We start from the raw sequence: 26,874 nt of genomic DNA, 5'->3' as shown, positions 1-26,874 counted from the left end.
GGCATTTCGTTCTTGCGTAACGCCTCGCAAAGTGAATTAAGGACATCATCACCCCGTTTTAGGGATTGTGATAAAATGCCCGCTCTCTGGTGAAACCCAACAGGAAAGAATCATGATGAGCCTGGCCGGTAAAAAAATCGTTCTTGGCGTCAGCGGCGGTATTGCTGCCTATAAAACGCCAGACCTGGTGCGCCGTTTGCGCGAGCGCGGGGCCGACGTACGGGTCGCGATCACCGAAGGCGGCAAAGCCTTTATCACCCCCCTGAGCCTGCAAGCCGTCTCGGGATACCCGGTATCCGACAGCCTGCTCGACCCGGCGGCCGAAGCCGCAATGGGCCACATTGAGCTGGGGAAATGGGCCGATCTGGTTATCCTTGCCCCCGCCACGGCAGATTTAATTGCCCGCGTGGCAGCCGGTATGGCGAACGATCTGGTAACGACCATTTGCCTCGCCACGCCTGCGCCCGTCGCGGTTGTGCCCGCAATGAACCAGCAGATGTACCGCAACGCCGCTACCCAGCATAATCTGGACACGCTGGCCTCGCGCGGCCTGCTGATTTGGGGACCGGACAGTGGCAGCCAGGCCTGCGGCGACGTTGGGCCAGGGCGTATGCTCGACCCATTGACGATTGTTGATATGGCCGCCGCCCATTTCTCGCCTGTCAACGATCTGCAACATCTCAACATCATGATTACCGCGGGCCCCACGCGCGAGCCGCTGGATCCGGTGCGTTACATCACCAACCACAGCTCAGGCAAAATGGGCTTTGCGATTGCTGCCGCGGCAGCCAAACGCGGCGCGAACGTCACGCTGGTGAGCGGCCCGGTGTCGCTTACCACCCCTGCGTTTGTGCAGCGTATTGATGTAACGACCGCGCTGGAAATGGAAGCCGCCGTACAGGCACATGCTCAACAGCAGCATATTTTTATCGGCTGTGCGGCCGTCGCTGATTACCGCGCCGAAACCATTGCCGACGCCAAAATTAAAAAGCAAGGTGATGAATTAACAATAAAAATGGTGAAGAACCCGGATATCGTTGCCGGTGTCGCCGCATTGAAAACTCATCGACCTTACGTTGTTGGGTTTGCCGCAGAAACGAATAATGTGGAAGAATATGCCCGGCAAAAACGTACCCGCAAAAACCTCGATTTGATTTGCGCGAACGACGTATCGCTGTCCACGCAAGGATTTAACAGCGACAGCAACGCATTGCACCTTTTCTGGCAGGAGGGAGATAAAGTCTTACCGCTTGAGCGCAAAGAACTCCTGGGCCAACACTTACTGGACGAGATCGTTACCCGTTATGATGAAAAAAATCGACGTTAAGATTCTGGACCCGCGCGTTGGCGAGCAATTTCCGCTGCCAACGTATGCCACCTCCGGCTCTGCCGGTCTTGACCTGCGCGCCTGTCTTGATGACGCCGTAGAACTGGCGCCGGGTGCAACGACCCTGATCCCGACCGGGCTGGCGATTCACATTGCTGACCCGTCACTGGCAGCGGTGATCCTGCCGCGCTCTGGCCTGGGCCACAAGCATGGCGTCGTGCTGGGTAATCTGGTCGGCCTGATCGATTCTGACTATCAGGGTCAGCTGATGGTATCCGTCTGGAACCGTGGCCAGGACAGCTTCACCATTGAGCCGGGCGAGCGTATCGCGCAGATGGTGTTTGTACCGGTGGTGCAGGCAGAATTTAACCTGGTGGCAGACTTCGACGCTACCGACCGTGGCGAAGGCGGCTTCGGCCATTCCGGGCGCAAATAACCGCCCGACAAACACGCATCTCACAGCGCCATAATGCAATAACAAACCGCAAACGTCAGTTTGCGGGTCGCTGTGTGGTTGCCAGCCTGACAAGTGCTTATTTTCAGGGGTATTTTGTAACATGGCAGAAAAACAAACCGCGAAAAGGAATCGTCGCGAAGAAATACTTCAATCTCTGGCTCTGATGCTTGAATCCAGCGACGGCAGTCAACGCATCACCACCGCAAAACTGGCGGCCTCTGTGGGCGTGTCAGAGGCGGCGCTGTATCGTCATTTCCCGAGCAAAACCCGGATGTTTGACAGCCTGATCGAGTTTATCGAAGACAGCCTGATCACGCGCATCAACCTGATTCTGAAGGATGAAAAAGACACCAGCACGCGTCTGCGTCTGATTGTGCTGCTGATTCTGGGCTTTGGTGAACGTAACCCGGGTCTGACCCGTATTCTGACCGGCCACGCGCTGATGTTTGAACAGGATCGTCTGCAAGGCCGTATAAACCAGCTTTTTGAGCGTATCGAAGCCCAGCTGCGTCAGGTTCTGCGCGAGAAGAAAATGCGGGAAGGCGAGGGATATAATACGGATGAGACCCTGCTGGCAAGCCAGATCCTGGCTTTTTGCGAAGGGATGCTCTCCCGGTTTGTGCGCAGCGAGTTTAAATATCGACCAACGGACGATTTTGACGCCCGCTGGCCGTTAGTGGCTGCTCAGTTACAGTAACGCCATCGCCGGATGGCGGCTTTGCCTTATCCGGCCTACGAACGGGTAGGCCCGGTAAGCGTAGCGCCACCGGGCAATTGAATTATACGCCAAACTCTTCGCGGTATTGACGCACCGCCGCCAGATGATCAGCCATCTCAGGCTTCTCTTCCAGATACGCAATCAGGTCTTTCAGCGTGATAATCGACGTGACCTTGCAGCCATAATCGCGCTCCACTTCCTGAATAGCAGAGATGTCGCCGCGCCCGCGCTCCTGACGATCGAGCGAAATCAGCACACCCGCAAGCGTTGCGCCGTTAGCCTGGATAATCTCCATCGATTCACGGATCGCGGTACCTGCGGTGATCACGTCATCCACCAGCATCACGCGCCCCTGCAACGCACTGCCTACCAGATTGCCGCCTTCACCGTGGGTTTTGGCCTCTTTACGGTTAAAGCAGTACGGTACGTCGCGGTCATGGTGCTCCGCCAGCGCTACCGCCGTGGTGGTTGCAATTGGAATGCCTTTGTACGCGGGGCCAAACAGCAGGTCAAAATCAATCCCGGAATCCACCAGCGCTTCGGCATAGAAGCGGCCTAACAGTGCCAGGTCGCGCCCGGTATTAAACAGCCCGGCGTTGAAGAAATACGGGCTTTTACGCCCGGATTTCAGCGTGAACTCGCCAAACTTAAGTACCTGCTTGTTAAGCGCAAACTCAATAAACTGGCGCTGATACGATTTCATGGATTTGCTCCTTTGTCTTTTCAGTCTTACAGGCAAAAAAAAGGCGACTCATTGGTCGCCTTAAAATCAATTTTCTAACGCCGCTTTCTGCGTCGCTACAATAGATTCGATTCCCCCTCGGGCCAACGCCAGCAAGGTGAGCAGTTCTTCGTGAGTGAATGGCTCGCCTTCTGCCGTACCCTGCACTTCAATGATGCGACCATCTTCGGTCATCACCACGTTCATGTCGGTTTCTGCGGCAGAATCTTCAACGTATTCCAGATCGCAAAGCGCCTCGCCGTTAACGATACCAACGGAGACAGCAGCAACCATCCCTTTCATTGGGTTGGTTTTCAGCTTACCGGCGGCAACCAGCTTGTTCAGGGCATCTGCCAGCGCCACACAGGCACCGGTAATAGAGGCCGTACGCGTGCCACCATCGGCCTGGATCACGTCGCAGTCCAGCGTGATGGTGAACTCACCCAGCGTTTTCAGGTCAACCGCGGCGCGGAGCGCACGCGCGATCAGGCGCTGGATCTCCATAGTACGGCCGCCCTGCTTACCTTTTGCCGCTTCACGGGCATTACGGGTATGGGTTGCGCGCGGCAACATACCGTATTCGGCGGTGATCCACCCCTGGCCCTGACCTTTCAGGAAGCGAGGCACGCCCTCTTCAATGGACGCGGTGCAAAGCACCTTGGTGTCACCAAACTCAACCAGCACGGAGCCTTCAGCGTGTTTTGTATAGTTACGGGTCAGGGTGACGGGACGCACCTGGTTGGCGCTACGACCTGCTGGACGCATGATGGATTCTCCGGCTTGAAACGAATGTGGCTGCGCATTATACGGATAAAGGACGCTTATTCCTATCCTGAGAAGCCCCTGAAAGCTATAATCCCCCCATCTCTCCTTTAAAAACGGGAATGTCTATGATCCGCAGTATGACCGCCTACGCCCGGCGTGAAATCAAGGGTAGCTGGGGTAGCGCTACCTGGGAAATGCGCTCGGTAAACCAGCGCTATCTGGAAACGTATTTCCGTATGCCGGAACAGTTCCGCAGCCTGGAGCCTGTGGTGCGTGAGCGTATCCGTACGCGTCTGACCCGCGGGAAAGTGGAATGTAATTTGCGTTTTGAGCCCGATGCCAGTGCACAGGGCGAACTGATCCTGAACGAAAAGCTGGCAAAACAGCTGGTTAATGCGGCGAACTGGGTCAAAATGCAGAGCGATGAAGGCGAGATCAACCCGGTTGATATTCTGCGCTGGCCTGGCGTGATGGCCGCCGGAGAGCAGGATCTGGACGCGATTACCGCTGAAATCCTGGCTGCACTCGACGGCACGCTGGACGACTTTATCGTTGCCCGCGAAACCGAAGGCCAGGCGCTGAAAGCGATGATTGAGCAACGCCTTGAAGGCGTGAGCGCCGAAGTCGCTAAAGTGCGCGCTCATATGCCAGAAGTGCTGCAATGGCAGCGTGAGCGTCTTGTCGCCAAACTGGAAGAGGCGGAAGTTCAGCTGGAAAACAACCGTCTGGAACAAGAGCTGGTGCTGATGGCGCAGCGTGTGGACGTGGCTGAAGAGCTGGATCGTCTGGAAGCGCACGTTAAAGAGACCTACAACATTCTGAAGAAGAAAGAAGCGGTAGGCCGCCGTCTCGACTTTATGATGCAGGAGTTCAACCGCGAGTCGAACACGCTGGCGTCTAAGTCTATCAATGCAGAGGTAACCAATTCAGCGATTGAGCTGAAGGTCCTGATTGAGCAGATGCGCGAGCAGATCCAGAATATCGAGTAATTCCTTTCAGGGTGGTGTTGCCTCGCACACCACCCATTACTTTTTCTAATCCTTATTTAGCCTTACTTTCTTTTCCTCCCGCCTTATCACAAGCCCGCCAGGCATGCGTTGATAAATTTCTGTAGGGCAAACCCCCTCGCCTTAGAAAATCTCAATCGTGATCTTCCGCACAAATCGCTAATCTCCTCCTCTTCATTCCGGAGGGTTTATGCTGCTTCACATTCTCTATCTTATTGGCATTACCGCAGAAGCCATGACCGGCGCGCTCGCTGCCGGACGTCGCCGTATGGACACCTTCGGCGTGATTATTATTGCCACGGCCACCGCGCTCGGCGGCGGGTCCGTGCGCGATATCCTGCTTGGCCATTATCCGCTCGGCTGGGTAAAAAACCCTGAGTACGTCATTATCGTGGCAACGGCAGCCGTGCTAACCACGATTGTGGCCCCGGTGATGCCTCATCTGCGCCGCGTGTTCCTGGTGCTGGATGCGCTTGGGCTGATTGTTTTTTCCATCATCGGCGCGCAGATCGCTCTCGATATGGGTGAAGGCCCGGTTATCGCCACCATTGCTGCCGTGATCACGGGCGTGTTTGGCGGGGTGCTGCGGGATATGTTCTGCAAACGTATCCCGCTGGTTTTCCAGAAGGAACTGTATGCCGGCATCTCCTTTGCCGCGGCAGTGCTTTATGTCGCCTTGCAGCACTATGTCACCAGCCACGATGTGGTGGTTATCTCCACCCTGCTGTTTGGCTTCACCGCGCGTATGCTGGCATTGCGCCTTAAGCTGGGCCTTCCCGTTTTTCATTACAAACACAATGCGCATTAATGTCAGAACGGGCAGGCGCCGGATAATCAGTTACTCGAGTAGTTGTAACCGTAGTGATGATAGCCGTAGCCGTAAGCGTTGCTTGCCCGCTTAACGACGCCGTTGAGAATCACCCCTTTGGTATTGACGCCACTCTGCTCCAGACGCTGTACACAGACCAGCATCTCCTTCACGCTGTTCATCCCGAAGCGGGCGACCAGCAGCGTGGTGCCTGCGCGACGGCCGACGACAGCCGCGTCGGTGACCGCCAGGATCGGTGGCGTATCGATAATCACCAGATCGTAGCGTTCATTCGCCCAGTCCAGAAGCTGCTGGAAACGCGTATGCATCAGAAGCTCCGCCGGATTAGGGGGGATCTGCCCACGCACGATGGTATCGAACCCGCCTTTATCGAAGGTCTGAACGCCCTGGGTATACTCCGCCTTACCGGACAACATCTCCGATAAGCCGCAGGTATTGTCGAGCTTAAACAGATCATGGGCATACCCGCGACGCATATCCGCATCAATATAGAGCACTTTCTGGCCCGCCTGCGCCACGACGGCCGCCAGGGTACTGCTGACAAAGGTTTTACCGCTGTCAGGCGTGGCGCCAGAGATCATCAGTATATTGTTCGCTGACTCCATCATCGCAAAATGCAGACTGGTGCGCAGGCCGCGAATCGCCTCCACGGAGAGATCGACCGGGTTATCCGCCGCCAGGAAGGGGATATGTTTGGTCTTATGGCGCAGCCCTGAGGACATAAAGTCTTTTTTGCGCAAACGCATCTTTTTAGCCAGCCATTCCGACAGCGGTACGGTGGCATAGACGTTAATCCCATGCTCCTCCAGCTGCTCCGGCGTTTCAATGCCCATACGCAGCATACTGCGCGCCAGGATCCAGCCCACAGAGACGAACAGACCCAGGAGAACCCCCAGAACGACGACCAGCGCTTTTTTCGGCTTGACTGGCTGCGGCCGGGTCACGGCCGGATCGATAATGCGGACGTTACCAATTGCGCTCGACCGGGCGATGCTCAGCTCCTGTTCGCGGTTAAGCAGCTGCTGGTAGATAACGCGTCCCGACTCCACATCACGGCTCAGGCGCAACACCTCCTGCTGGGTTGACGGCATGGACGATACCCGTTTATTCAGGCGGTTTTTTTCCTGCTCCAGCGTCTGGCGTTTCTCAATCAGCGCCCGGTAGGTGGGGTGATCTTTTTTGTAGAGCTGCGAAATTTCCGCTTCCCGGAAGGTCAGTTCATTGAGCTGATTGTCCGCATTTACAATCTGCTCCAGCACCGCTTTTGCCTCCAGGTTCAGGTCAACGGAGTCATTTTGCTGGCGATAGCGGTTGAGCTTCTCCTCGGCCTGGTCCAGCTCGCTGCGCACCTGCGGAAGCTGCTGCTTCAAAAATTGCAGGCTTTTCGCATCCTGCGCCGCCTGGCGAGCCACGTTCTGTTGTAAATAGTTATCGGCGATGCAGTTAAGCACGCGCGCCATCTCATCGGGATCTTCCCCCGTGATGGTCAGGCCAAGCATCCCACTGTCCTTGCTGCGCTCGCTCACGGAAAAACGCAGCTGTAGCGCGTCAATGGCCTCCAGCTCGCTCAGCTGTGTAATCGTAAATTGCGTGCCCGGCTTCGCCTGGATAGCGGCAATGGTAATGGCGATATTCGCCGCGCTCAGCGGCTGTCCCACGACGCCCTGTAACGTCACGTTATCGCCTTCCAGCTGATAGTGGCCCTTCTCGCCGACGGTCAGCGTCAGCTTTTGCGCCCGGCCCGCGACAGGGGGAAGATTGAGCATACGGATATCGACGATGCCAGGCTGTTGCCCGGTGAGCCGCGCCCAGCCGCGTCCGACAAGGGGAAAATAGTTTTCACTTACCTGCGTGCGCAGGTTCAGGTCATCAATCGTTTTACCGAGGATCATGCGCGACTGGAGAAGCTGAAGCTCCGGCGCCGACTCAGGCGAGGAGTCAGGGATGAACTCGCTAAGGTTACTGAGTAGCGCGTTGCCCTGCTTCTGTTCCACCTGTATCAGCGCATCGGCCTGATAAACTGGTGTGGCAAAGAGCGCATAAAGCAGTGCCGCCAGCGTGAACAGCGCGGTAAGGATGAGAATAAATTTTCGATGGTCGAGCAGCTCACCCAACAGGCGCACCAGATCGATCTCGTTATTCGCGGCAGACGCATCATGGGCGTGAAGGTTATTTGTTGACATAAAACGTAACTATCCCGTGTGATTAACTGAGCCGTTTCGCCCATTCCAGACTGGCCTGCTCCAGCAGCCCATAAACATATTCAAATGCGTCCCGGTTTTTACGGTAGGGGTCCGGGATCTCTTTTCTGCCCGTCCAGTGACCAAAGAGCATCATTTTGCCGCGCGCCTCCGGTGCGATAGCCGTGACCTGCTCGATATGTTCCAGCTCCATCGCCAGAATCAGATCGTAGTCGCGCACCATGGCGGCGGTGAGCCTGCGCGCCACGTGGCCCTCAAGCAGGGTGCCGCGTTCGGCGGCGATCTCTGTCGCCTGTGAATCGGCGGTGCGCCCTTCCAGGCCACAAATTCCCGCTGAATCGACCCGGGCGGCGGGAAGCAGCCGGCGCAGCAGCCGTTCCCCAATGGGAGAGCGGCAGATATTGCCGGTACAGATCACCAGGATGGCGTTAAACGTTAGTTTGGCCATGTTCTGATATATCTCCCTGTTTCAGTCAGGTCATGTACGCCGGTAATGGTCGGCACAAGCTGAGAGATCACGCGGTTCCAGCGCACCAGCGGCGCGGTGGTGACATAGACGATGTCGTAAGGCTCAAGCTGAAATTCGGTGCTCAACACCATCGCGGTGGCATCCCGGGCGTTAAGCTGGTAGACGTTGGCGATTTTGCCGTTCTGCTTGCCCTGCAACGGACGAATCACAAAGATCCCTGTGGCGTCGGCCATATCCTGATTCACGCCCTGCGCATTACCCAGCGCTTCCGCCAGCGTCATGCCGCTACGGTCCATCTTCAGGGTGCTCTGTTTACCCACCTCGCCCATGACAAACACTTTCAGGTCGTCATTACGGGGAATGAAGAGAATATCGCCCGGATAGAGGAGTTTGTTCTGGGTGAGATCGCCGCGCTGCATCAGCGCGTAGAGAGAAATGTGCGTGTCCTGGCCGTTATGGGTCAGCACCACGTGGCGCCAGTCCGCCTCCGACGTCAGGCCGCCTGCCGCATTGATCGCATCCATTATGGTCAGCGGAATGTTAGTGATGGGCTGCTGGCCCGACTTAGCCACTTCGCCCGTCACGTAGGCTTTTTGCGAGCGGAACGCCGCGACGCTGACATCCACCTGCGGGCTCTCAATCACCGAGTCCAGCCGGGCGGCGATCTCATCGCGCACCTGGGCCAGCGTTTTGCCGACGACGCGGATTTTGCCGATATAGGGGTAGAAGATCGTGCCATCGGCATTTACCCAGTTGCCCGTATCGCTGGCGCTACGGTACTGACCTGCGGGGGTGGTCAGCTCCGGGTGGTCCCAGACGGTAACCATCAGTACGTCGCCGACGCCGATGCGATATTGGTAGTTCTGGAGCTGGCGATCCAGTTCAGGATTCGCGCAGGAGTCGACTTTGCCAGGCAGCAACTGCTCCACCAGCCCCGGCGTGAGCGGATAGACGTTGACCATCTTATTCAGATCGTAATTGCTGTCAGGCAGATCGATAATATCTTTGCCTGGGGTGCTAAGTCCCTGGCCCGGTACGATAGTACAACCGCTTAACGCCATCATAGCCAACGCAAGCACGGAAAATTTAACGTTTTTCATTCAGGAAAATCATCTGGTTAAGTAATGCCTGTTTCATCCGGTACTACTGCCCTACCGGGGTTTCGCGTTCTGACGTCATGTCATAGAGCTGATATTTGCGGCCTAACATCTGGCCGCCATCACGCGTGAGAGGCGTCCACGAGACCACCGCCCGGTTGCGATTTGGGCCGATCGTCATCAGATCAAGCGGGATCGAGATGTAGAAGCCTTTGCTAAAGCCACCTTCGCCATAATCCTCTTTCGAGACGTTGGTCAGCGCCGCCCAGGCGCCTACCGTCACGCCGCTGTCGAATCGCTTCGCGACGTCGAGGGTGGCGCCTTTATCCTTCGCCAGGTACTGCCCGACGCTCAGCTTCATCAGCACGCTGTTGAGCTTCGCCGGGTTCCAGTAGGCGGTGATAAATCCGGTTGGCGCGCTGTAGTCGGTGAAGCGCATCATGTCGTCCCAGTCGCGCTGCTTGACGTAGTTCGCATCCACGCCCAGCGCCCAGTCGCTATCAAGCGGGCGCCAGAGCGCCTCTGCTCCCACGCCGCCGTACATGGTTTCGAGGTAGCCGCCATAAATCTGGGCATAGAAGCCGTGCCCCAGCGCATCGACATAGTTGGCCTGTAAGTTGTTGATGTAGACGTCATTGCTGACATAATCGCGAATATGGGTTCTGACGCGCGGCAGGCTGGAGTCAGCGGGAAGCAGCGAGGATTTGAACTTGTCGTAGTTGTTATAGAGGTTGGCGAACACGCCGCCGTCGAGCAGCAGACGATCGGTCAGCCAGTAGCTGGCGCTGGCCATCACCCCCACCTGGAACATATAGAAATCTTCCGGACCGCCCAGCGACTGCGCCAGCGTCGGTTTGACGCTGTAGCTGAAGCGATCGGCGCGAATACGGTAGCCGCGCCCGAACGCTGTGGTATCCACAGGCTCGACGCGCTGCTGCCTGAGCGCCTCCTCCTGGCCGAGCGGCTGTCCCGCCAGCTGTTTGCGCAGGCTGGTGACATCGGTTTGCGTCGTGACCAGCGGCAGATGGTCACGCCGCTGGGTGATAGCGATCGTGTCGACCCCGTCGGGCAGGTTATTGATCAGAATACGGTTGGCGCGATCCACCGCTTCGCGCGGATCGCGATAGCGATACTGTTCGCCGGTCATGTATAAGGTATTGCCGTGCTGAAGGATCTCCGGCGCATCGAAGCCTGCGTTGTACTTAAGCGCGGTGAGCTGGTTTGCCGCCGAGGTATAGTCCAGCGTCTCGCCTGCCGGTGCCGGTTGCCAGGCCGGTTTCGGGTTATCACGCAGCGCGGGGCGCAGATCGTTAAAGTTGGTCCGCAGGGTGAAGCCAAACATCAGCGTATTGCCGCGCTCGTAGCTGAGGTTGAGATCGGCCCAGTCGGCAACGCGATAGACTGCCCCCACGTTGATATGGCTCGACTGCTTAATGGAGCCGGCAAAATCATCGGCATAATTGTTGCCGTCATACTCGAGCTTCAGGCGCAGGGGCTGCCAGGGCGTCTGATACTGGAGGCCGCCAAACAGCGACGCCGGACCACGAAACATATCGCTAAAGCTGATATCCCCGGCATCATGTGATTCGCCGCGGGTGCAATACTTATTGTTGTCGTGGCACAGCGGGTTACCCACGTTGTCGCTATTACCGGGATATCCCCAGGCTATTCCAAAGGTAAAATCGACCGGTCCGGCCATTTTACTGGCAACCAGATATTCACCGTCGAACAGGCCGGTGCCCGCAATATCGCGCTTGCCGAGCGCCACCTGCGGCAGGCTATAGTCCTCTTCCCACAGACGAACCTTAAAATCGAATGACTTATCCTTGTAGCTTTGATCGCCGCTGAAATCCTCGTCGCTGCTGTATTTGCGGGTGCGGACGTCGGTATAACGAATCGTCCCTTCCAGCCACGGAAAGAGCACGACCGAAGAGGAGTAAAAACGATACTGGTTGTTATCGCGGTAGTTGACGCTGAATTCCCCTTCCCGGCCAAAGCGCGCGTCGGGCATTTGCATCAGGCCGGTGCCGCCAAAGTCGGACTGTGAAGGTCCGGTCGGATCGGGCCAGGTACGCAGCTCCGCGTGGCAGGCAGAAGAGATCGCCAGAGCAAGGCCGCTCAGTAAAAAAAGTTTGTTCATCAGTCAGGTATCCGCCGCGTCAGGAGCGCAACGATTTGCTCATTCAGACCGGTAAAATCGTCCGGCACCGCCCGGGGATCAAACCCCACCCACAGAACAGCGCCCGGCTCTGCTTCAATATGGCGTGCGTTCCAGTACGCCACCGGCGCAACAACCCTACTGCCGTCAGGATCGATAACGGTCACGTTATTCCTGTCGGCGCCAGCCAGCCGCAGCTGCCCCTGTAAGTAATCCCTAATGCTTGCGCCCGGTCGCCAGGCCAGTTTCCCCGGTGTGGCGACCGCCCCCATCAGCGTGACGGTGCGGGGCGCAGGCGAGAGCCACAGATCGTAACGGCCCTCAAGGGAACGATCGCCGCGGGCGTCGGTACGCACGGCGTCTGGATCGAGGCTGACAAACTGCCGCCCGACGATCCGCAGGGAGCGGATCTGTGTAGCGACAGTGCGAATGGTCGCGATCCGCTCGTCATCGGCGCGATTCTGCCAGGCTGAAAGCGACGCCAGCACCTGCTGTTGCGTCTGTTGCGCTCGCCGCGTGGCGGAAGGGGTTGCGATGACAGCGCCCTGCCACCAGACGTTGTTCAGCTGCGGCTGGGTGACCAGCCGGGAGAGCGTATCGGCCTGTCCAGCAGACCACGTTTTGCCCGGCTGATGCACGGTAACGACGCTTGCGCATAAGGCGGGCAGGCTGAAGAGAGATAGCCCTACGCCAGGTAACCATTTTCTGAGTCTGTTCATGGGGCGGGCTTCAACATCGTCATGGTGACAGGGAATACGCCCGCGCCGAGCATCTGTTCGCTCTGGCGTACCTGGCCGGTGGCGGAATCAATCCAGAAGGTGTTATGCCAGCGACGATCGAGGCCGTCGGCCTGCACCGTCTCCTGCCAGACCTGACAACGTAGCGTGTTTCCGGCAAGGGTCAGGTTTTCCGTCCCGCTCAGGGAGAAGCGCGAGGTCAGGTGTACGGAGCGATACCGCCCCTCTTCCTGCCAGCGCACATCGCGCGACCACTGGCTGCCGTCGCGGAGCTGCGGCGTGTGGCGCAGCGGATCGTGCTCAAGGTTGGTTACCTCAAGCAGGTTATAAGGGAGCTTGAGCGTGTGGATAAGGCGACCGTTATGCGTGACGATCATCGCATTATCCTGCGATAACCACTTACTGTTTCCCTGTTCGATGTATCCGAGAACCACCAGGATCCTCGGGCCATTATCCAGACGCAGGTACATGGTTGAGTATGGGAGCACCTGAATCTGCCCGTCCGTTACCGTCACATCCTGGCGCCCGTCCAGGCTGGCGTTAAAGGTCTCAATAATGCTCTGCTGGCTCGGCGTACATCCCTGGATCAGCAGAGTCATGATGAGCAGAATAAACAGTCTCACCAGAAATCCTTGATTAAATAACATTGAAATCAATCAAATACCCGGCTTTGATATCGCCACCGGGTCAAGTCGTTGCGCTGTTCAGCGCAAGGCTATATCGCCTTGCGCACCAGCCTTAGCGGGTAACTGTCGTCGTGGAAGTACCATTGCCTGAGTCATCGCCACTGTCGCTTGCCGCGACAACGGCTAACGTCGCTACGCCGGCAATCGCAGCGGTGGTGACAACAGCGGTTGTCCCAATCGCGCCTGCCGCCAGTCCCCCCGTAGTGCCAGCGGTAGTTCCCACCGTTGCTCCGGTTGTTGTACCGGTTGTTGCTGCGCTGGTACTACCTGCTTCGGTGGTAGCGCCTATAGCAGGCAGGGCAGTCGCCAGCGTGAGTGCCGTCAGCACTGTACAAAGCGTCCTTTTCATTTTTGGTCCTCATTCAAATGAAGGAAAATATGAGCACCTGGAAACCAGGTCCCGGTTAACGGGCATAAAGCCCGGGGCTGAATTCCGGCCCGACAGGGACGGAAAATCATCCATGTAAAAGCCCTGGGCTCTGAACACCAGCGCATATAAACCGCCAGGATATATTTCGGTACCCTTAATTGCTTCAATTGGAGTTCAGATAGTTAACTCCCTCACGGGGTGCAAAAAGAAAGGAAAACGCAGAAGTGATGCGAAATGCACCCCAGCGGTAACTACCTTAAAAATTTTGGATAAGATAATTCTTATAATAATTTGACGCAATGATTTCCGGCAGAATAAATATGACTAATTGTTAACCAGAAAACACTCAACATATTATTAATAAAATAGTTAAACAGCTGAAATTAAAAGCAAAAATACGAACAATACTCAGGCTGCATTGCCTATAACTCCTTCATTCCCGGCTATTGCCCTCGATTAATAGTGATTGAGATCAATTAAGCCGTTCTCTCAAAGAAAATAAAAACGCAAGCAGAGCAAATTCTGAAATTGGGTTCAGGGATAATATTTCCTCAAAATATATTTACCATGAATAATTCATTTATATTCATAATTATTGCGTATATAAACCGCGTCTCATAAATACGCTATTCACGGCAGCGGAAGTGTGCCCCCTCGCCAGTCTGTTCAGGAGCGCACGCAGATTAAAATCCACCGATGTGCTCTGCGGCCAGCCATTTTGCCAGGGCATCAATCTGAGGCTGATGCAGCCAGTTTACGATCTGGCGGGCCTTCTCCTGCCCGACACCCGGCAGCATCCGCCACTCCGCTTCGCTTCGCTGAATCAGCGCCTGCCAGGTGCGATCCCCTGCCGCCTTGAGCGTCGACCGGGCCAGCGGTATTCCCATCGCGGTGATCCAGCGGATAAAAGGTCGCTCCCGCGCCAGGTTAAACTGATGCCACAGCGCAGCGCCATGCGATGCCGATATCCCCGGCGTCGCGGTGAGCTGCGCCTGCGTGAGCTGTAGCCAGGAGAAGAGGTGCTCAAACCGATGCGCCTGATAGAGGGTCCGCCATCCTGATTCGCCCACTCCTTCGATATCTAACGCCTGCCTGGAACTTAGCCACGTCAGCCGGGCAAAAAATTGCTCCATGCACTCCGGGGAGGCATAGAAACAGGTTAAACCGTTATAGCGCGATGAGGGCGGCTGCGGTTTACGGCGATCCACATTGCGCCACACCACGTTATCCAGCCGGGGAATACCTTGTCCCGCCAGGCTTACCAGCACCTGATCGCCGGGGGCAATATCCAGCCTCTGCCAGCGGTTAACCGACCCTAAGCTGACGCGCTGTACGCGTTTATCGTCGAGCATCAGCGGCTCAAGCTGCGCAATCGCGGTGATCCGCCCGGTACGGCCAACGGTAAAGTGAATCGCTTTGACTTCCGTCACCTGGGCCACAGGAAGGTATTTCCATGCGACGACCCAACTCCCTTCCCCCGGCAGCCATCGCTCGCCCGGCGGCTCTGCCGAGGCGCGAACCACAATGCCATCCGTGGCGAAGGGCAACGAAGCCTTAAACCAGGCCGTCCGCTGCGCCTCCACATCAGCCGCGTTTTTAACCGGCACGGTATAGCGGGCCGTCAGGGTAAAACCTGCCTCCGCCAGCGCGGAAAGGCGTGCTTTCATCGCTTTTGGGCCGTTCGGCCAGGCCCAGATAAAAATGCCTGTCTGCTTCAGCGCTGCGCGATCGGTCGCGCGCATCATCGCTCCCGCTACCTTCGCACGCGCGTTCATCCCTCCCATCCGCTGCTGGATATGCCCCTCGCGCAGCAGAAAAAGTTCACCCTGCAACACGCTGTTGGCAAGCGGCCCGGCCAGCGTTTGCGGAATAGCGGGAATTATTCGCGCCTGTGCCGTCCACTCTTCCCCCTGTAAGCCGTCGCCCCGACTAATCGCCTGCGCCAGCTTGCCGTTTTTGTAGACCAGGGTGACCGCAACACCATCCACCTTTGGCTGTACCCAGAGATCCTGCTGCGTCGCCATCCAGCGGCTTAGCGCCTGCTTGCTTTCTACCTTATGCACGCCGGTATGGGCGAAGGGATGCTTCACCGTCCCACTGGCGGCAGGGCGATCGTCGTGCAGCGGTTCATCGTGAAAACAGCGCTGCCACTGTTTTAAGCGGGCGTTAAGCCTGTCGTAAACGTCGTCACTCACCTCGCTGCTGCCCTGCTTCCAGTAATCTTCATTCCAGCGGGTCAGCTGCGCCTTCAGGGCCGCGATCTCCTGCCCGGCTTTAGCCGGTGACCAGACCGGGCAGATTGCCATCGCCCCGCTGCTTAAGAAGATCATCAGTATGCTTATCCATTTCACCATTATTACCCCTCCCTGTTTTGCGAAGGGTATACCCTGCCCGGGAGCCGCAGACCAGCTGCAAAATTGCATTTTACGAGCGCGCTTCAGAGCATTGTTTTTATTGCAGCAAAAGGAAGGTAAAAGCTGAAAACGGCACGCAAAATTTAATCATCCAGGGGAAAAAGTGTGACAAAGGCTACGTCACACAGCGGCGACGTGTATAATAAGCCCGTATGTAGGACTTCTTCGTTAACACATACAAAAGACTCTCATGGCTCAAGGCACGCTTTATATTGTTTCTGCCCCTAGTGGCGCGGGTAAATCCAGCCTTATTCAGGCACTGTTAAAAACCCAACCGTTGTACGATACGCAGGTTTCTGTTTCTCACACCACGCGAGCACCGCGTCCGGGTGAAGTGCACGGCGAACACTATTTCTTTGTTAATCACGACGAATTCAGAGCGATGATTGGCAGAGACGCGTTTCTTGAACACGCAGAAGTTTTCGGTAACTACTACGGTACTTCGCGTGAAACCATTGAGCAGGTTCTGGCGACCGGCGTGAACGTGTTCCTGGATATCGACTGGCAGGGCGCACAGCAAATTCGTAAGAAAATGCCTGATTCGCGCAGTATCTTTATTTTACCGCCATCGAAAGATGAACTGGATCGCCGCCTGCGTGGTCGCGGCCAGGACAGCGAAGAAGTTATCGCGAAGCGTATGGCGCAGGCAGTTGCAGAAATGAGCCATTACGCGGAATATGATTACCTTATTGTGAATGATGATTTTGATGCCGCGCTGAGCGATCTCAAAACTATCCTTCGCGCAGAACGTCTGCGTATGAGCCGCCAGAAGCAGCGACATGACGCATTAATCACCAAACTGTTGGCAGACTGAACCCACTTTCAGTATCATGCCCAGTCATTTCTTCACCTGTGGAGCATTTTAAGTATGGCACGCGTAACTGTTCAGGACGCTGTAGAGAAAATTGGTAACCGTTTTGACCTGGTGCTGGTCGCCGCGCGTCGCGCTCGTCAGATGCAGGTAGGCGGTAAAGATCCGCTGGTACCGGAAGAAAACGATAAAACCACCGTTATTGCACTTCGCGAAATCGAAGAAGGTCTGATCAACAACCAGATCCTCGACGTGCGTGAGCGCCAGGAGCAGCAAGAGCAGGAAGCCGCTGAATTACAAGCTGTTACCGCTATTGCTGAAGGTCGTCGTTAATTAAACCTGCGGGTCGCCCTTGTATCTGTTTGAAAGCCTGAATCAACTGATTCAAACCTACCTGCCTGAAGACCAGATTAAGCGTCTTCAGCAGGCGTATCTCGTTGCACGTGACGCTCACGAGGGCCAGACACGTTCAAGCGGTGAACCCTATATCACGCACCCGGTAGCGGTGGCCTGTATTCTGGCCGAGATGAAACTCGACTACGAAACGCTGATGGCCGCCCTGCTGCACGACGTGATCGAAGATACCCCTGCCACCTACCAGGACATGGAACAGCTGTTTGGCAAAAGCGTTGCCGAGCTGGTGGAAGGGGTCTCTAAGCTTGATAAGCTGAAATTCCGCGACAAGAAAGAGGCGCAGGCCGAAAACTTCCGCAAGATGATCATGGCGATGGTGCAGGATATCCGCGTCATTCTCATCAAACTGGCTGACCGCACCCACAATATGCGCACGCTGGGCTCACTTCGCCCGGATAAACGTCGCCGCATCGCCCGTGAAACCCTCGAAATTTACAGTCCGCTGGCGCACCGTTTAGGTATTCATCACATTAAAACCGAGCTGGAAGAGCTGGGTTTTGAGGCGTTGTACCCGAACCGCTATCGCGTGATTAAAGAGGTGGTGAAAGCCGCTCGCGGTAACCGTAAAGAGATGATTCAAAAGATCCTCTCTGAAATCGAAGGGCGTTTGCAGGAAGCGGGCATTCCGTGCCGCGTGAGCGGTCGCGAAAAGCATTTGTACTCTATCTACTGCAAAATGGTGCTTAAAGAGCAGCGTTTTCACTCGATCATGGATATCTACGCGTTCCGCGTCATCGTCCACGATTCAGACACCTGTTATCGCGTGCTGGGGCAGATGCACAGCCTGTACAAGCCGCGTCCGGGGCGCGTCAAAGATTACATCGCCATTCCAAAAGCGAACGGATACCAGTCTTTGCACACCTCCATGATTGGCCCGCACGGTGTCCCTGTTGAGGTGCAGATTCGTACCGAAGATATGGATCAGATGGCGGAGATGGGTGTCGCGGCGCACTGGGCTTATAAAGAGCACGGCGGCGAAAGCAGCACCACCGCGCAAATCCGCGCCCAGCGCTGGATGCAGAGCCTGCTGGAGCTGCAACAGAGCGCAGGTAGCTCGTTTGAATTTATCGAGAGCGTTAAATCCGATCTCTTCCCGGATGAGATTTACGTTTTCACGCCGGAAGGGCGCATTGTCGAACTGCCTGCGGGCGCGACACCGGTCGACTTCGCTTACGCCGTGCATACCGATATCGGCCATGCCTGCGTAGGTGCCCGCGTCGACAGGCAGCCTTATCCGCTGTCGCAGCCGCTCTTCAGCGGACAGACGGTGGAGATCATTACCGCGCCGGGGGCACGTCCTAACGCCGCCTGGTTGAACTTTGTCGTGAGCTCAAAAGCGCGCGCAAAAATCCGCCAGCTGCTGAAAAACCTCAAGCGCGACGACTCCGTTAGCCTGGGGCGTCGTCTGCTCAATCACGCGCTGGGTGGCAGCCGCAAACTGGCAGAGATCCCACCAGAAAACATTCAGCATGAGCTGGAGCGTATGAAGCTCGCCTCGCTGGATGACCTGCTGGCAGAGATTGGTCTCGGCAACGCCATGAGCGTGGTCGTGGCGAAGAATCTGCAACAAGGCGAAACGACAGCCGTTCCTGCCACCACGCAAAATCATGGTCACCTGCCGATCAAAGGCGCTGACGGGGTGCTCATCACCTTCGCCAAATGCTGCCGTCCTATCCCGGGCGACCCGATTATTGCGCATGTCAGCCCGGGTAAAGGGCTGGTGATCCACCATGAATCCTGCCGTAACATCCGTGGCTATCAGAAAGAGCCTGAGAAGTTCATGGCGGTCGAGTGGGATAAAGAGACGGCCCAGGAATTTATCACTGAAATCAAGGTGGATATGTTCAACCACCAGGGTGCCCTGGCGAACCTGACGGCAGCGATCAACACCGCCTCATCCAACATTCAAAGCCTGAATACGGAAGAAAAAGATGGCCGCGTTTATAGCGCCTTTATTCGCCTGACCGCCCGTGACCGTGTGCATCTGGCCAATATTATGCGCAAGATCCGCGTGATGCCGGACGTCATTAAAGTCACCCGTAACCGAAACTAGCATTATGAATTCAAAACGTTACGAGCGAATCTGCGAAATGCTCGCCAGGCGTCAGCCTGATCTGACGGTCTGCATGGAGCAGGTCCATAAACCTCATAACGTCTCTGCTATCGTCCGCACCGCAGATGCCGTCGGCGTGCATGAAGTCCACGCCGTCTGGCCTGGCGCACGTATGCGTACCATGGCCTCCACCGCCGCAGGCAGCAACAGCTGGGTATCCGTGAAAACTCACCAGACTATTGGTGAAGCGGTCTCGCACCTGAAAGGGCGTGGCATGCAGGTTCTGGCAACCAACCTCTCTGCTAAAGCCGTGGATTTCCGTGAGATCGACTACACCCGTCCGACCTGCATTTTAATGGGCCAGGAGAAAACGGGGATCACGCAGGAAGCACTGGATTTGGCCGATCGGGACATCATCATTCCAATGATCGGCATGGTCCAGTCACTCAACGTGTCGGTCGCCTCGGCGCTGATCCTGTATGAAGCGCAGCGCCAGCGTCAGAATGCCGGAATGTACGAGCGCAGCAACAGCATGCTGCCTGAAGAGGAGCAGCAGCGCCTGCTGTTTGAAGGTGGCTATCCGGTGCTGGCTCGCGTTGCGAAGCAGAAGAAATTGCCTTACCCCCACGTCAACGCGCAGGGCGAAATTGAAGCCGATGCCGAGTGGTGGTCCACCATGCAGTACGCGGGGTAAATCATGAAAGGCCGCCTGCTGGACGCCATACCGCTCAACAGCCTGACGGGCGTGGGCGCGGCACAAAGCAGTAAACTGGCGAAGATAGGCCTGCACACCGTGCAGGATCTCCTGCTCCACCTCCCCCTGCGCTACGAAGACCGTACTCAGCTTTATAAGATTGGCGATCTGCTGCCCGCTATTTACGCCACCGTTGAAGGGGAAGTGCTGAACTGCAACATCACCTTTGGCGGACGCAGGATGATGACCTGCCAGATCAGCGACGGCACCGGCATTCTCACCATGCGCTTTTTCAACTTCAATGCGGCAATGAAAAACAGCCTTGTCACTGGACGACGCGTACTTGCGTACGGTGAAGCCAAACGGGGCAAATACGGCGCGGAGATGATCCACCCGGAATACCGCGTGCAGGGCGATCTCAGCTCACCTGAGCTACAGGAGACGCTCACGCCGGTCTATCCAACCACTGAAGGCATTAAGCAGGCTACGCTGCGCAAGCTCACCGACCAGGCGCTGGAGCTGCTTGATACCTGCGCCATTAACGAGCTGCTGCCGCCGGAGCTGGCGCAGGGCATGATGAGCCTGCCGGAGGCGTTGCGCACCCTGCACCGTCCACCGCCAACGCTTCAGCTTGTTGATTTAGAGAGCGGGAAACACCCCGCCCAACGGCGTCTTATCCTTGAGGAATTACTGGCTCACAACCTGAGCATGCTGGCCCTGCGCGCAGGTGCGCAGCGCTTCCACGCGCAGCCATTAAGCCAGCGTGATGAGCTCAAAGATAAGCTGCTGGCCTCACTGCCGTTTAAACCCACCGGCGCCCAGGCGCGGGTGACTGCCGAGATCGAACGCGATATGGCGCTGGATGTGCCGATGATGCGCCTGGTGCAGGGCGACGTGGGTTCCGGGAAAACGCTGGTCGCCGCGCTGGCCGCTTTGCGCGCCATCGCCCACGGTAAGCAGGTGGCGCTGATGGCGCCGACGGAACTGCTGGCCGAGCAGCACGCCAACAATTTCCGTAACTGGTTCGCCCCGCTGGGAATTGAAGTGGGCTGGCTGGCCGGGAAGCAGAAGGGCAAAGCGCGCCTTGCGCAGCAGGAAGCCATTGCCAGCGGGCAGGTGCAGATGATTGTCGGCACGCACGCCATTTTCCAGGAACAGGTGCAGTTTAACGGCCTGGCGCTGGTCATTATCGACGAACAGCACCGCTTTGGTGTTCATCAGCGTCTGGCGCTGTGGGAGAAAGGTCTGCAACAGGGCTTCCACCCGCATCAGCTGATCATGACCGCCACGCCGATTCCGCGCACCCTGGCGATGACGGCCTACGCCGATCTGGATACCTCCACCATCGACGAACTCCCCCCGGGCCGTACGCCGGTGACAACGGTCGCCATTCCGGACACGCGCCGCAGCGACATCATTGACCGCGTGCGCAACGCCTGCACCCACGAAGGACGTCAGGCTTACTGGGTCTGTACCCTGATTGAAGAGTCTGAGCTGCTGGAAGCGCAGGCTGCCGAAGCCACGTGGGAAGAGTTAAAGCTCGCCCTGCCGGAGCTGAACGTCGGTCTGGTTCACGGGCGCATGAAGCCTGCCGAGAAGCAGGCGGTGATGCAGTCGTTCAAACAGGGCGAGCTGCATTTGCTGGTCGCGACCACGGTCATCGAAGTGGGCGTGGACGTGCCGAACTCCAGCCTGATGATTATTGAGAACCCGGAGCGCCTGGGCCTGGCGCAGCTCCACCAGCTACGAGGCCGCGTGGGCCGTGGCGCGATCGCCTCTCACTGCGTGCTGCTCTACAAAGCCCCTCTGTCGAAAACCGCGCAGATGCGTTTGCAGGTATTACGCGACAGCAATGACGGCTTCGTCATTGCGCAAAAAGATCTGGAGATCCGCGGCCCGGGCGAACTGCTGGGCACGCGTCAGACGGGTAACGCCGAATTTAAAGTGGCGGATTTGTTGCGCGATCAGGCCATGATCCCCGAAGTACAACGCCTTGCGCGTCATATTCATGAACGCTACCCCGAACAGGCGGCAGCGTTAATTGAACGCTGGATGCCGGAAACCGAGCGGTATTCCAACGCCTGACGGTCAGCCAAACATCGGCAGCATCAGGTAGAGCTTAATGACCAGCGCGTTGACAATATCAATGAAGAATGCGCCCACCATCGGCACCACCAGAAACGCCATGTGCGACGGGCCGAACCGTTCGGTGATCGCCTGCATATTCGCGATGGCCGTTGGCGTCGCTCCCAGACCAAACCCACAGTGGCCCGCAGCCAGTACCGCCGCATCATAGTTTTTGCCCATCATGCGCCAGGTAACAAAGATGGCATACAGCGCCATGAACACGGCCTGCACCGCCAGGATCGCCACCATCGGCAGCGCCAGCGAGGCCAGTTCCCACAGCTTGAGGCTCATCAGCGCCATCGCCAGGAACAGCGACAGGCTGACGTTCCCCAGCACGGACACTGCGCGCTCAAAGACGCGGTAGAAGCCCATCTGCGCCAGACCGTTGCTCAGGATCACCCCGATAAACAGCACGCAGACAAAGGTTGGCAGTTCGAAAGCCGTTCCCGCCAGCCATTGCGCAACGATTTTGCCCACGGTTAGGCAGATGGCAATCATGGCGATGGTTTCAATCATCACCAGCGAGGTGATGCTGCGGCCAACGTCCGGTTTTTCAAATGCTGTCGGCACCATTTCATCGTCTGGCCTGCCTTCCGGCGTGGTGGAGTGTTTCACCAGATAGCGCGCTACCGGGCCGCCAATCAGCCCGCCAAGCACCAGGCCAAAGGTCGCACAGGCCATTGCCACTTCCGTTGCGTTTTCAAAGCCATAGCGTTCGATGAACAGCTTGCTCCACGCCGCGCCCGTTCCGTGGCCACCTGACAGGGTAATCGACCCCGCCAGCAGACCCATCAGCGGATCCAGCCCCAGCAATGACGCCATACCGATGCCGATGGCGTTTTGCATCAGCAGCAGGCCCACCACAACAATCAGAAACACGCCCAGCACCTTGCCGCCCGAACGCAGGCTTGCGAGGTTAGCGTTCAGGCCGATAGTGGCAAAGAAGGCCAGCATCAACGGATCTTTCAGGGACATATCAAAATCGATTTCCCAGCCCATGCTTTTTTTCAGCACCAGCAGGGCCAGCGCCACCAGCAATCCACCGGCGACAGGTTCAGGAATGGTGTACTTTTTCAGAAAGGAAACACTGTGTACCAGCTTGCGACCAAGCAGAAGAACCAGCGTTGCGGCAACAAGGGTCGACAACGTATCGAGATGAATCATAAAAGGCTCCTGTTATGCGCGTGTTCCATACACACGCGGCGTTATCCTGGGCCGGGTGATGCTCGTCATGAGCCGCCGGCGCGAAAAGTGTAATTTTTTTTTCCTGTTCGTTGTAGAAAACCTGCTCACACCGGCAGATTTTCTCTCTTTTTTTTGCTGGCAATCGTTTGCTTTTACCAGGTGGTCAGCTAAAATGCCCGCTTTTCCACCGTGGGATTGCCGCCGATGTCTGTTAACACTCTGGAGTCTGCTGATGCGCAACCGATTGCGCAGAAGCAAAACAGCGAACTGATTTACCGCCTTGAAGATCGTCCCCCGCTGCCTCAAACCCTGTTTGCCGCCTGCCAGCACCTGCTGGCGATGTTCGTTGCGGTCATCACGCCGGCTCTGCTGATTTGCCAGGCGCTGGGGTTACCGGCGCAGGATACGCAACACATCATCAGTATGTCTCTGTTCGCTTCCGGCGTGGCCTCCATCATTCAAATTAAAGCCTGGGGTCCGGTGGGCTCGGGTTTGCTGTCGATTCAGGGCACCAGCTTTAACTTTGTGGCGCCGCTGATCATGGGCGGTACGGCACTGAAAACCGGCGGCGCAGATGTCCCGACGATGATGGCGGCGCTTTTCGGCACCCTGATGCTGGCAAGCTGCACAGAGATGATCATTTCCCGCGTTCTGCACCTGGCGCGCCGGGTGATCACCCCGCTGGTCTCCGGCGTGGTGGTGATGATTATCGGCCTGTCACTGATCCAGGTGGGTCTGACCTCCATCGGGGGCGGCTACGCGGCAATGAGCGACCATACCTTCGGCGCGCCGAAAAACCTGCTGCTGGCAGGCGTGGTGCTGGCGATCATTATTCTGCTTAACCGCCAGCGTAACCCGTACCTGCGCGTGGCATCGCTGGTGATCGCCATGGCGGCCGGTTACCTGCTGGCGTGGGCGCTGGGCATGTTGCCGGAAAACACCACCCCAACCAACAGCGCGTTGATTACCGTGCCAACGCCGCTCTACTACGGCCTGGGCATTGACTGGAGTCTGCTCCTGCCGCTGATGCTGGTCTTTATGATCACTTCGCTGGAAACCATTGGCGATATCACCGCCACCTCCGACGTGTCCGAGCAGCCGGTCTCCGGCCCGCTGTACATGAAACGTCTGAAAGGCGGCGTGCTGGCGAACGGACTGAACTCGTTTGTCTCGGCGGTGTTCAACACCTTCCCGAACTCCTGCTTTGGCCAGAACAACGGCGTGATCCAGCTGACCGGCGTGGCCAGCCGCTACGTGGGCTTCGTGGTAGCGCTGATGCTGGTGGTCCTCGGCCTGTTCCCGGCGGTGAGCGGGTTTGTGCAGCACATCCCTGAGCCGGTGCTGGGCGGCGCGACGCTGGTCATGTTCGGTACCATCGCGGCCTCTGGCGTGCGTATCGTCTCCCGCGAGCCGCTGAACCGCCGCGCAATCATGATTATTGCGCTGTCTCTCGCCGTAGGGCTTGGCGTCTCCCAGCAGCCGATGATTTTGCAGTTTGCCCCGGACTGGGTGAAAAACCTGCTCTCTTCCGGCATCGCCGCGGGCGGTATTACCGCTATTGTGCTGAATCTCATTTTCCCGCCTGAAAAGAACTGATCCCCACACGGCAGGCTGTCAATGCCTGCCGTGACATCTCTTTACACCATTCCCGCCTTGAGCATTGCGCATAAATCGTGCATAACACCCTTATGTGCGTTTCGCGGGAAGGAAGACCATGAAATTTATTGGAAAGCTGCTTATCTATCTTCTGGTAGCCCTGCTCATTGTAGTGCTCGCCTTTTATTTTCTGCTCCAGACCCGCTGGGGCGCATCGCAGGTCAGCAGCTGGATCACGGTGAATACCGATTACGAGCTCAACTTTGACCTGATGGATCACCGCTTTTCATCCCCTTCTCACATCCTTCTGGAGAACGTTACCTTCGGACGAGATGGCAAACCGGCCACGCTGGTCGCTAAAAAAGTGGATATTGGCTTAAGCAGCCGCCAGATCACCGACCCGCTGCATATGGATGCCATCACCCTGTTCGATGGCACGCTGAATTTATCGCCGCAGACGGCGCCGCTGCCGTTCCAGGCCGACCGTCTGCAACTGAATAACATGGCCTTTAACAGCCCGAATACGGAGTGGGATCTCAGTGCGCAAAAGGTGACCGGCGGCGTCAGCCCGTGGCAGCCCGAGGCGGGGAACGTACTCGGGAAAAATGCGCAAATCCAGATGAGCGCCGGGTCGCTCACGCTCAACGGCATACCGGCCAACAACGTGCTGATTCAGGGACAACTCAACGGCAAAGAGGTGGTGCTGAATACCATCGGTGCCGATATGGCGCGCGGCTCGCTGACGGGCTCGGCTCTGCGTAATGCCGACGGTGGCTGGGTTATCAACACCCTGCGTCTGAATGAGATCCGTCTGCAAAGCGACAAATCGCTGCTGGATTTCTTCGCCCCTCTCTCCACCCTGCCTTCGTTACAGATTGGGCGGCTGGAAGTGACCGATGCCCGTCTACAGGGGCCAGACTGGGCGGTAACCGACCTCGATCTCAGCCTGCGTAACCTCACCCTGAGTAAAGGGGACTGGCAAAGCCAGGAGGGACGGTTATCCATGAACGCCAGCGAATTTATTTACGGCTCGCTGCATCTGTTTGACCCTATCCTGAATGCGGAATTCTCCCCGCAGGGCATTGTGCTGCGTCAGTTCACCTCCCGCTGGGAAGGGGGCATGGTGCGTACCTCCGGCAACTGGCTGCGCGAGGGTCAGGCGCTGGTGCTGGACGACGTTGCCATTGCCGGGCTGGAATATACGCTTCCGGAAAACTGGAAAACGCTGTGGATGGACCCGCTCCCGGCATGGCTGAACAGCGTGACGCTGAAAAAATTTGGCCTGAGCCGCAACCTGGTGATCGACATCGATCCGGCGTTCCCGTGGCAGATCACCTCCCTCGACGGTTATGGCGCTAATCTGCGGCTGGCGCAGGATCACAAGTGGGGCGTGTGGGGCGGTAACGCAACCCTCAACGGGGCGGCAGCAACCTTTAACCGCGTCGACGTGCGTCGCCCGTCGCTGGCGCTGAATGCCAACGCCGCAACGGTAAATATTACCGATCTGAGCGCCTTTACCGAGAAAGGGATCCTGGAAGCGACCGCCACCGTGTCACAGCTGCCACAGCGACAAACCACCGTGAGCCTGAACGGGCGCGGTGTACCACTCAACGTTTTGCAGCAGTGGGGCTGGCCAGCGCTGCCGATTGCAGGCGACGGCAATATTCAGCTCACCGCCAGCGGAAGCGTGCAGGCCAATGCGCCGCTGAAGCCGACGGTGAATGGGAAGCTGAGCGCAGTGAATATGGATAAACGGCAGGTGCAACAGAAGATGACCGGCGGGATGGTGTCTACGGTGGCTCCGGCACAGTAAAAAGCCGGGTGGCGGCTTCGCCTTACCCGGCCTACGAGGTTTTGGTTCCTTCTACCGTGGGTGAGGGCATCAGACCGCATAATTACCGTAGGCCCGGTAAGCGAAGGGTATGAACCGGAAACATGGGTAACACTTTAGACCGGATACATGGGTAACAGTTATAACTGGCATAGAAGAGGAGACTCGCTATGCCCTGGACTGAGACCCGACCTATGCAACGCCTTG

23 protein-coding genes are annotated in these 26,874 nt (G+C 57.2%); 12 read left to right on the top strand and 11 right to left on the bottom strand.

Going from position 1 to position 26,874, the window contains the following annotated elements:
* Positions 1-115 precede the first annotated feature (115 nt).
* The 3 genes from coaBC to slmA all read left to right on the top strand — a co-directional run bounded on the left by coaBC (position 116) and on the right by slmA (position 2,481).
* Positions 116-1,327 (top strand): bifunctional phosphopantothenoylcysteine decarboxylase/phosphopantothenate--cysteine ligase CoaBC, encoded by a 1,212-nt coding sequence (gene coaBC / locus ACJTMZ_RS19225; RefSeq protein ID WP_026094347.1) that lies wholly within the window; start codon positions 116-118, stop codon positions 1,325-1,327.
* Entirely contained in the window at positions 1,305-1,763 is a 459-nt protein-coding gene (gene dut, locus ACJTMZ_RS19220) for a dUTP diphosphatase (protein ID WP_015570042.1), read from the top strand. Before coaBC ends, dut begins: the two co-directional genes overlap by 23 nt.
* A gap of 121 nt (positions 1,764-1,884) precedes the next feature.
* Positions 1,885-2,481, top strand: a complete 597-nt coding sequence (gene slmA / locus ACJTMZ_RS19215; protein WP_003860901.1) for a nucleoid occlusion factor SlmA — start codon at positions 1,885-1,887, stop codon at positions 2,479-2,481.
* Positions 2,482-2,563: 82 nt separating this feature from the next.
* Here the strand turns inward: slmA and pyrE are convergent, their stop codons facing one another.
* Both pyrE and rph read right to left on the bottom strand, forming a co-directional pair.
* Complete coding sequence (pyrE, locus tag ACJTMZ_RS19210; protein ID WP_015570043.1) at positions 2,564-3,205, bottom strand: orotate phosphoribosyltransferase; 642 nt, start codon at positions 3,203-3,205, stop codon at positions 2,564-2,566.
* A gap of 66 nt (positions 3,206-3,271) precedes the next feature.
* Positions 3,272-3,988, bottom strand: coding sequence for a ribonuclease PH (gene rph / locus ACJTMZ_RS19205; protein ID WP_015570044.1), 717 nt, complete (start codon positions 3,986-3,988; stop codon positions 3,272-3,274).
* Positions 3,989-4,113: 125 nt separating this feature from the next.
* Between rph and ACJTMZ_RS19200 the strand changes: the two genes are divergently transcribed.
* The gene (locus tag ACJTMZ_RS19200) at positions 4,114-4,977 is read left to right on the top strand and encodes a YicC/YloC family endoribonuclease (RefSeq protein WP_003860907.1); all 864 of its coding nucleotides are present in this window, start codon (positions 4,114-4,116) and stop codon (positions 4,975-4,977) included.
* A 208-nt stretch (positions 4,978-5,185) separates the two neighbouring features.
* Positions 5,186-5,803: a trimeric intracellular cation channel family protein gene (locus ACJTMZ_RS19195; RefSeq protein ID WP_015570045.1), complete on the top strand. Its 618-nt coding sequence runs from the start codon at positions 5,186-5,188 to the stop codon at positions 5,801-5,803.
* A 26-nt stretch (positions 5,804-5,829) separates the two neighbouring features.
* Here ACJTMZ_RS19195 and etk read toward each other — a convergent pair whose 3' ends face one another.
* The 8 genes from etk to ligB all read right to left on the bottom strand — a co-directional run bounded on the left by etk (position 5,830) and on the right by ligB (position 15,896).
* Positions 5,830-8,007 carry a tyrosine-protein kinase gene (etk, locus tag ACJTMZ_RS19190; RefSeq protein ID WP_023302881.1) on the bottom strand — a complete coding sequence of 726 codons (2,178 nt, stop codon included), beginning with the start codon at positions 8,005-8,007 and terminating at the stop codon, positions 5,830-5,832.
* Positions 8,008-8,029: 22 nt separating this feature from the next.
* On the bottom strand, positions 8,030-8,473 hold the full coding sequence (locus ACJTMZ_RS19185) for a phosphotyrosine protein phosphatase (RefSeq protein ID WP_023295706.1): 444 nt from the start codon (positions 8,471-8,473) through the stop codon (positions 8,030-8,032).
* Complete coding sequence (locus ACJTMZ_RS19180; RefSeq protein WP_045349559.1) at positions 8,461-9,594, bottom strand: polysaccharide export protein; 1,134 nt, start codon at positions 9,592-9,594, stop codon at positions 8,461-8,463. Before ACJTMZ_RS19180 ends, ACJTMZ_RS19185 begins: the two co-directional genes overlap by 13 nt.
* A 43-nt stretch (positions 9,595-9,637) precedes the next feature.
* On the bottom strand, positions 9,638-11,731 hold the full coding sequence (locus ACJTMZ_RS19175) for a YjbH domain-containing protein (protein ID WP_075262134.1): 2,094 nt from the start codon (positions 11,729-11,731) through the stop codon (positions 9,638-9,640).
* Entirely contained in the window at positions 11,731-12,468 is a 738-nt protein-coding gene (locus tag ACJTMZ_RS19170) for a capsule biosynthesis GfcC family protein (protein WP_040117050.1), read from the bottom strand. Before ACJTMZ_RS19170 ends, ACJTMZ_RS19175 begins: the two co-directional genes overlap by 1 nt.
* Positions 12,465-13,109, bottom strand: coding sequence for a YjbF family lipoprotein (locus tag ACJTMZ_RS19165; protein ID WP_047062550.1), 645 nt, complete (start codon positions 13,107-13,109; stop codon positions 12,465-12,467). The genes ACJTMZ_RS19170 and ACJTMZ_RS19165 overlap by 4 nt, the downstream gene beginning before the upstream one ends.
* A 115-nt stretch (positions 13,110-13,224) precedes the next feature.
* Complete coding sequence (locus tag ACJTMZ_RS19160) at positions 13,225-13,521, bottom strand: hypothetical protein (protein WP_017383628.1); 297 nt, start codon at positions 13,519-13,521, stop codon at positions 13,225-13,227.
* A gap of 704 nt (positions 13,522-14,225) precedes the next feature.
* Positions 14,226-15,896, bottom strand: coding sequence for an NAD-dependent DNA ligase LigB (gene ligB, locus ACJTMZ_RS19155; protein WP_047062549.1), 1,671 nt, complete (start codon positions 15,894-15,896; stop codon positions 14,226-14,228).
* Positions 15,897-16,146: 250 nt separating this feature from the next.
* Here ligB and gmk point away from each other — a divergent pair, with 250 nt between their 5' ends.
* From gmk to recG, 5 genes are read left to right on the top strand one after another with little or no spacing between them, the layout of a single operon-like run.
* Positions 16,147-16,770, top strand: a complete 624-nt coding sequence (gmk, locus tag ACJTMZ_RS19150; RefSeq protein WP_006177710.1) for a guanylate kinase — start codon at positions 16,147-16,149, stop codon at positions 16,768-16,770.
* Positions 16,771-16,824: 54 nt separating this feature from the next.
* Complete coding sequence (gene rpoZ / locus ACJTMZ_RS19145) at positions 16,825-17,100, top strand: DNA-directed RNA polymerase subunit omega (protein WP_000135058.1); 276 nt, start codon at positions 16,825-16,827, stop codon at positions 17,098-17,100.
* Between the two features lie 19 nt (positions 17,101-17,119).
* Positions 17,120-19,234 (top strand): bifunctional GTP diphosphokinase/guanosine-3',5'-bis pyrophosphate 3'-pyrophosphohydrolase, encoded by a 2,115-nt coding sequence (spoT, locus tag ACJTMZ_RS19140; RefSeq protein ID WP_003860921.1) that lies wholly within the window; start codon positions 17,120-17,122, stop codon positions 19,232-19,234.
* A gap of 4 nt (positions 19,235-19,238) precedes the next feature.
* Positions 19,239-19,928, top strand: coding sequence for a tRNA (guanosine(18)-2'-O)-methyltransferase TrmH (trmH, locus tag ACJTMZ_RS19135; RefSeq protein WP_003860922.1), 690 nt, complete (start codon positions 19,239-19,241; stop codon positions 19,926-19,928).
* 3 nt (positions 19,929-19,931) lie between these two features.
* Entirely contained in the window at positions 19,932-22,013 is a 2,082-nt protein-coding gene (gene recG, locus ACJTMZ_RS19130) for an ATP-dependent DNA helicase RecG (RefSeq protein WP_252011106.1), read from the top strand.
* A 3-nt stretch (positions 22,014-22,016) separates the two neighbouring features.
* Here the strand turns inward: recG and gltS are convergent, their stop codons facing one another.
* The gene (gene gltS / locus ACJTMZ_RS19125; RefSeq protein ID WP_006812438.1) at positions 22,017-23,219 is read right to left on the bottom strand and encodes a sodium/glutamate symporter; all 1,203 of its coding nucleotides are present in this window, start codon (positions 23,217-23,219) and stop codon (positions 22,017-22,019) included.
* A gap of 225 nt (positions 23,220-23,444) precedes the next feature.
* Here gltS and xanP point away from each other — a divergent pair, with 225 nt between their 5' ends.
* On the top strand, positions 23,445-24,836 hold the full coding sequence (gene xanP / locus ACJTMZ_RS19120; protein ID WP_015570053.1) for a xanthine/proton symporter XanP: 1,392 nt from the start codon (positions 23,445-23,447) through the stop codon (positions 24,834-24,836).
* A gap of 118 nt (positions 24,837-24,954) precedes the next feature.
* Complete coding sequence (locus ACJTMZ_RS19115; protein ID WP_252011110.1) at positions 24,955-26,649, top strand: AsmA family protein; 1,695 nt, start codon at positions 24,955-24,957, stop codon at positions 26,647-26,649.
* Positions 26,650-26,874: the final 225 nt, after the last annotated feature.

Origin of the sequence: Enterobacter sp. DN (genome assembly GCF_046054285.1) — a bacterium.
GTDB classification, from domain to species: domain Bacteria; phylum Pseudomonadota; class Gammaproteobacteria; order Enterobacterales; family Enterobacteriaceae; genus Enterobacter; species Enterobacter hormaechei_C.
The sequence above is the reverse complement of the archived record's forward strand: the minus strand, read 5'-3'. Positions and strand labels throughout refer to the sequence as shown.

Excerpts from the sequence above, each read along its gene's own strand:
- coaBC (WP_026094347.1), top strand. The coding sequence starts at position 116 with ATGAGCCTGGCCGGTAAAAAAATCGTTCTTGGCGTCAGCGGCGGTATT.
- dut (WP_015570042.1), top strand. The coding sequence starts at position 1,305 with ATGATGAAAAAAATCGACGTTAAGATTCTGGACCCGCGCGTTGGCGAG.
- slmA (WP_003860901.1), top strand. The coding sequence starts at position 1,885 with ATGGCAGAAAAACAAACCGCGAAAAGGAATCGTCGCGAAGAAATACTT.
- pyrE (WP_015570043.1), bottom strand. The coding sequence starts at position 3,205 with ATGAAATCGTATCAGCGCCAGTTTATTGAGTTTGCGCTTAACAAGCAG.
- rph (WP_015570044.1), bottom strand. The coding sequence starts at position 3,988 with ATGCGTCCAGCAGGTCGTAGCGCCAACCAGGTGCGTCCCGTCACCCTG.
- ACJTMZ_RS19200 (WP_003860907.1), top strand. The coding sequence starts at position 4,114 with ATGATCCGCAGTATGACCGCCTACGCCCGGCGTGAAATCAAGGGTAGC.
- ACJTMZ_RS19195 (WP_015570045.1), top strand. The coding sequence starts at position 5,186 with ATGCTGCTTCACATTCTCTATCTTATTGGCATTACCGCAGAAGCCATG.
- etk (WP_023302881.1), bottom strand. The coding sequence starts at position 8,007 with ATGTCAACAAATAACCTTCACGCCCATGATGCGTCTGCCGCGAATAAC.
- ACJTMZ_RS19185 (WP_023295706.1), bottom strand. The coding sequence starts at position 8,473 with ATGGCCAAACTAACGTTTAACGCCATCCTGGTGATCTGTACCGGCAAT.
- ACJTMZ_RS19180 (WP_045349559.1), bottom strand. The coding sequence starts at position 9,594 with ATGAAAAACGTTAAATTTTCCGTGCTTGCGTTGGCTATGATGGCGTTA.
- ACJTMZ_RS19175 (WP_075262134.1), bottom strand. The coding sequence starts at position 11,731 with ATGAACAAACTTTTTTTACTGAGCGGCCTTGCTCTGGCGATCTCTTCT.
- ACJTMZ_RS19170 (WP_040117050.1), bottom strand. The coding sequence starts at position 12,468 with ATGAACAGACTCAGAAAATGGTTACCTGGCGTAGGGCTATCTCTCTTC.
- ACJTMZ_RS19160 (WP_017383628.1), bottom strand. The coding sequence starts at position 13,521 with ATGAAAAGGACGCTTTGTACAGTGCTGACGGCACTCACGCTGGCGACT.
- ligB (WP_047062549.1), bottom strand. The coding sequence starts at position 15,896 with ATGGTGAAATGGATAAGCATACTGATGATCTTCTTAAGCAGCGGGGCG.
- gmk (WP_006177710.1), top strand. The coding sequence starts at position 16,147 with ATGGCTCAAGGCACGCTTTATATTGTTTCTGCCCCTAGTGGCGCGGGT.
- rpoZ (WP_000135058.1), top strand. The coding sequence starts at position 16,825 with ATGGCACGCGTAACTGTTCAGGACGCTGTAGAGAAAATTGGTAACCGT.
- trmH (WP_003860922.1), top strand. The coding sequence starts at position 19,239 with ATGAATTCAAAACGTTACGAGCGAATCTGCGAAATGCTCGCCAGGCGT.
- recG (WP_252011106.1), top strand. The coding sequence starts at position 19,932 with ATGAAAGGCCGCCTGCTGGACGCCATACCGCTCAACAGCCTGACGGGC.
- gltS (WP_006812438.1), bottom strand. The coding sequence starts at position 23,219 with ATGATTCATCTCGATACGTTGTCGACCCTTGTTGCCGCAACGCTGGTT.
- xanP (WP_015570053.1), top strand. The coding sequence starts at position 23,445 with ATGTCTGTTAACACTCTGGAGTCTGCTGATGCGCAACCGATTGCGCAG.
- ACJTMZ_RS19115 (WP_252011110.1), top strand. The coding sequence starts at position 24,955 with ATGAAATTTATTGGAAAGCTGCTTATCTATCTTCTGGTAGCCCTGCTC.